Below are 641 nucleotides of genomic sequence, written 5' to 3'. Positions count from 1 at the left end.
GTATGAGAGACAGATGCCGATTTGTCCAGTTGTTTTGTCAGGTGGGGCGGTGGTGAGTGCTACTTCCATTGACGGCGCTTTGCTGCTTGACCCAGAAGGAACTTGTCATGGAGTGGGGGTTATCCTTGATGGTGCTTCTTACTTTGGAGGAACTGCTTCCCGTGGCGCTCGATTTAACTCCGCACTGCGTTATGTCTGTCATGGTGAGCAAGTCAGGCGCTTGGCTGTTGTTTTCTCGGAAGATGGTCATGTTGACCTGCTGCCGAGGCTTCGTCCGAGGTTCCGAGTTGCGGACTTGGCTGCCGAGCTTGAGTATTTGATGTCTTCGATAGAGGGTGGTGAAGTTGCCCTGGATGTGCGGAGAAGGTGTTTTGAGTTGGTTTATAATTATTCCGAATATGTGTTTATTATATTGAGTGGTGCGTTGCGGTTGGACGAGGATGCACAGCGGGAAGTGGTGCGAAAGTTGTGGGTTGCGTCGGGGGAATTCGGGCGTTCGGGGCCGATGGAGGATGTTTTTGATCCTCACTTCTCCGACATGATTAGAGATTCGGAGTGATGCTTGAGTTGTGGGACATTGAGTGTGCGCTCGTGTCAATTTCGTCTGTTCAGGCGCATCCGAAAAGTGCCCCCATAAACGG

1 protein-coding gene is annotated in these 641 nt (G+C 51.6%); it reads left to right on the top strand.

The features are described 5' to 3' along the window. On the top strand, positions 1 to 559 hold a 559-nt coding region (locus G4D87_RS38440), incomplete at its 5' end, for a diadenylate cyclase (RefSeq protein WP_205507896.1). Positions 560 to 641: the final 82 nt, after the last annotated feature.

It is taken from the genome of Myxococcus vastator, assembly GCF_010894475.1.
Taxonomy (GTDB): domain Bacteria; phylum Myxococcota; class Myxococcia; order Myxococcales; family Myxococcaceae; genus Myxococcus; species Myxococcus vastator.
Note: the sequence above shows the minus strand (reverse complement) of the source record. Positions and strands in the feature narration are given on the sequence as shown.